This is a genomic window from Butyrivibrio sp. (assembly GCF_024699075.1).
In genome coordinates, this window is record NZ_JAILQF010000392.1 from 1 (window position 1) to 4067 (window position 4067).

Sequence of the window (4067 nt, forward strand, 5' to 3'; positions counted from 1 at the left end):
CTTTGGTCACGCCTTTTCTTGTGCTAAGAGTTCATTCAGAGGGATGAATCCCAATCCGCTAATGTGGTCGTTGGACTGCTTGGTAATAAAAGTCCTGATTATCCATTTTTCAAAATTATACCTATGTTAGCATTGAAGAGTGTTCATATACACTAATTCTATATCTACATTTTGGGGCTTTATTATAATGCTTGCTATTTTTGTTTTTCACATAAAATAATCCCGGAGAATCATTAAAAATATGCTATAATTTTAACCTGATGACGCCAATTTTTGTCACCAGGTTAAAGTATTTTTATGTGGGATATTTTTTATGCTTAAGAGAAAAAAATTTGTAGCTTTTATTATGACTATGGCTCTATCTATGACCATGTTATGTGGGTGCCTTAAAAAGGGGCCTGATCCTAACGCCGAAAAAATAGCACATCTGTTTGATGTCACCAAAGAAAATCTCTTTTATGCCACTAATTTATCTGTCTCAGGAACAGGGAGCTGTAATATAGATTGTACCTTTTGGACTCCTACAATGTCTCCTGACGATAAGGGCGTCGATAATTATACAGCTACTGAAGATATAAATATCTCTTTTACAAGACAATACTCCGGAACCAGGGATTATCATAATACACTTGTAATAGAAGATGCATATGATCAGAAAGACATCTCCATAACATCTATGTATTTAGATCACAAAATATATGACAAATCTGAACGCTATGGATACACTTTGGTACAAAATGTAAATAACGGAAAAACCAATTCTTCCGGAACCTTTGGAAATAGTTGGAGCCCTATTCCTGATATAGATCTTATGAATCTGCTACTGCCTGATCTTGATCAGTGCTCGCTATACATAGATCTATCCCAAAGCACAGATACTACAGTAGTACTGACTCAAGACCACGCATATGGTTTTGATTATTACAGACCATTCGTAAATGCTTTTAGTAAAAAGATAGACAGCAACTATATTGATGATGTCAGATATACTTTTGATGCAGATACTAATATTCTAACAAATATTGATATAACAGGGCGCTATGAAGACTCTGAAAAAACCATTAATGATTGCCAGGATAAAAGAACTTATTACTACCGGATCCAAATAGTAGTTGAGTGCTATGAATTCTGACAGCGCTATCTTTACATTATAAAATATCTTTTTATACGCATTACAGGCTTTTAAAGCAGTATTTTAGCAGCTGATAAGCACTGACATTCATTTTATAATTATTATAAAAGCGAGTTATATCATGGAATTATTACAAATAAAAACTTTACAACGAAAGATTGCAGAGTATCCGGAGCGTATATCAAAACTCCAGGCGAGGCAGAAACTTATAGTCACGCCTTCTGCAACTGAGATAGGACCAGCTATAAAGGGGATGGATGCATATCTTCTTTTTCTAAAGGCAGGAATAAGTTCTTACAAAAAGCTCTACGAAGAGGCTTCCGAGGATTTCGCGGGACTTAATTCATATATTGAAAATAAAAAAAGTATCGGAGAAGTAGTATCGGATTCTGAACGGATAAGTCTCGTGCAGATACAGCAGTATATGGCAACTATCCAGAATTATATTAAGATCATGGATTCACAGATCGATAATGGCGAAGTTGTAAAGCAAAAGCTAATGCTTGCTCAGAAACAGAAGGAAGCTGTTGATGTCGCCAATCTATTATATATTATCAAAAAAGGGGATGGTTACAGAGTATGAAAAAAGTAAATATTATTAAAAAGGCTGTCATTATGATCGCAGCTCTAGCTGCTACAATAGCTGTTTTTTATTATAGGTCAAAGATCATTATAAACGCAGGCATAACAGTCTTCAGAGCACTGTCGATCATATGCCTTGCCATTAGTATCATAAGCGCAGCTGTATGTATATTAATGATCATCAGATATCGTGCCAAAGAAAGCGCAAGGCTCAAAAAGCTCGCTGCCGAGGAAACTGCCAGACAGGAAGAGATCCGCAAGAAAAAAGAAGATGTACGTGGTCTTATTAGAGATCTAATGAATGAAGAAAGCGGCTTTGTTCCCACAGGAACTACTCTCTTACATGATATGGATCAGATAGATGAGTATGTAGAGAGAAATGAAAAGCTGTTCGAATTCAATGATATGTCTGAATTCACCAACATGAAAGAAATCATGGGAAGCGTTAAATCCGCTGTATATCACAACTGCAGGAGCATAGTCAATCTGTATGTAGCGCTGGAGTCAGGCGATGAGTTCAGCTCTGAATCACAGATAATCCTTGATAATAACAAAGAGCTTATGAACAATTCCAAAGAGTTCCTTCTGCAGATGGCAAGATATACCAATGAGCAGAATGAAGACACAGATGCAGTTACAATGATCCAAGGATATGCTGATGCTATAGGAATGTCCCTAAAGCATTCATATAATTAAAAAAATTGGAGGAGTTACTTATGAAAAAAGTAATCAATGGGGTAATCTCACTTGTCCTGGCTGTATCACTTACAGCCTGTTCCGGCGTCAAGACCGGAAACTCAACTCTGGACAATGCACTAAGCTATGATGATGCTGTTTCAGAGCTTGACACTTTTGTAAAGGATATCAAACCTACTACTGTATCACCAAGACTTGACGTAGATATGTCAGAAACATCAGTAGCTGATTCACTGGCAGATATTGATACCTTTGAGATGATGCTGACAGGCAGCGGAAGCATTAACATCGAGATCGCTGCACCTTCAGAGTTCTCCGGTAGCAGTTATCCGGATGAATGGCTGGTAGCTGTAGGTCAGAACTTCAACAAGGAAGGCTATACTATCAATGGCCAGAGTGTAAGCGTCTCTATAAGGAAGATCTCTTCAGGCGAGACTCTTACTTACATAACAGAAGGCGGCTACAAGCCAGATGTATACATACCTTCTAACTACATGTGGGGAGATATGCTCAGTGCAAGCGGTGTCAACACCACTCTCCTTGCTGACAGACTTGCAGGTAATACCGCAGGTATCCTTTTGTCCAAAGATGTATATGATACATATTCAGAAAAACACGGCGAAGTAACTGTAGACGGCGTACTTCAAGCAGCCATCGATGGTGATCTTGTATTCGCTTATACTAATCCATATACATCTGCTACAGGTATGAACATCCTGTGCTCCATGCTTCACTCTTTTGACTCAGCTGATCCTCTTTCAGAAAATGCAGTATCCAAGCTTGTAGAGTATCAGAACAATGCGCCAACTGCAGCATATACTACTTCTATACTCAAGGCTTCTGCAGAAAAAGGCATCATCAATGCCATGGTTATGGAGAAGCAGACCTATATCAACACAGCTGACCTTAAAAACTACGTATATACTCCTGCAGGTGTACGCCACGACCATCCTGCCTATGCCTTCAGCTGGACAGAAGGTGACAGACTTGAAGCTGCTAAGATGTTCATAGATTATTGTCTTACTGATGAAGCTCAGAAGATGGCTACTGACAGAGGTTTCAATCTTGATGATGATTACGTATCTGAAGATTATGGTATGACAGGTTCTGATTATCTCTCTGCACAGAAAGTATGGAAGACCAACAAGAACGGATCAAGACCTACAATCGCAGTATTCGTCACAGATATATCAGGCTCTATGAATGGTACTCGTATCAATTCACTTAAGGATTCACTTCTTAATACGATGCAGTATATTGATTCCAGTAACTATGTAGGACTTGTAAGTTATAGTGATGATGTATATATAAATCTTCCGGTTGCCAAATTCGATAATACTCAAAGAGCATATTTCAGCGGCGCGGTCAAAGATCTTAATGTAGGCGGTCAGACTGCTACCTACGATGCAGTTCTTGTAGGACTCCAGATGCTCCTTGATGCCAAGAAAGATGTTCCTGATGCTAACTGTATGTTGTTTGTATTGTCAGATGGTGCTCAGAATGCCGGATACAGCTTAAACCGTATCACTCCTATCGTAGGCGGACTTGGAATATCTGTATATACAATCGGTTATGAGATGAGCGATTCAGACAAAGCTCAGTTAAAGAGCCTTTCAGAGATCAATGAAGCTATCTGTATAGATGCTGATTCAGAAGA

At 38.6% G+C, this 4067-nt stretch carries 4 protein-coding genes; all 4 read left to right on the forward strand.

The annotated features are described in order from the left end of the window. Positions 1–313: 313 nt before the first annotated feature. Positions 314–1132 carry a hypothetical protein gene (locus tag K6G87_RS15760; RefSeq protein WP_296839389.1) on the forward strand — a complete coding sequence of 273 codons (819 nt, stop codon included), beginning with the start codon at positions 314–316 and terminating at the stop codon, positions 1130–1132. Between the two features lie 121 nt (positions 1133–1253). Then, positions 1254–1715 (forward strand): hypothetical protein, encoded by a 462-nt coding sequence (locus tag K6G87_RS15765; protein WP_296839390.1) that lies wholly within the window; start codon positions 1254–1256, stop codon positions 1713–1715. After that, positions 1712–2410 (forward strand): hypothetical protein, encoded by a 699-nt coding sequence (locus tag K6G87_RS15770; protein WP_296839392.1) that lies wholly within the window; start codon positions 1712–1714, stop codon positions 2408–2410. Before K6G87_RS15765 ends, K6G87_RS15770 begins: the two co-directional genes overlap by 4 nt. A 20-nt stretch (positions 2411–2430) precedes the next feature. Then, on the forward strand, positions 2431–4067 hold a 1637-nt coding region (locus tag K6G87_RS15775), incomplete at its 3' end, for a vWA domain-containing protein (RefSeq protein WP_296839393.1).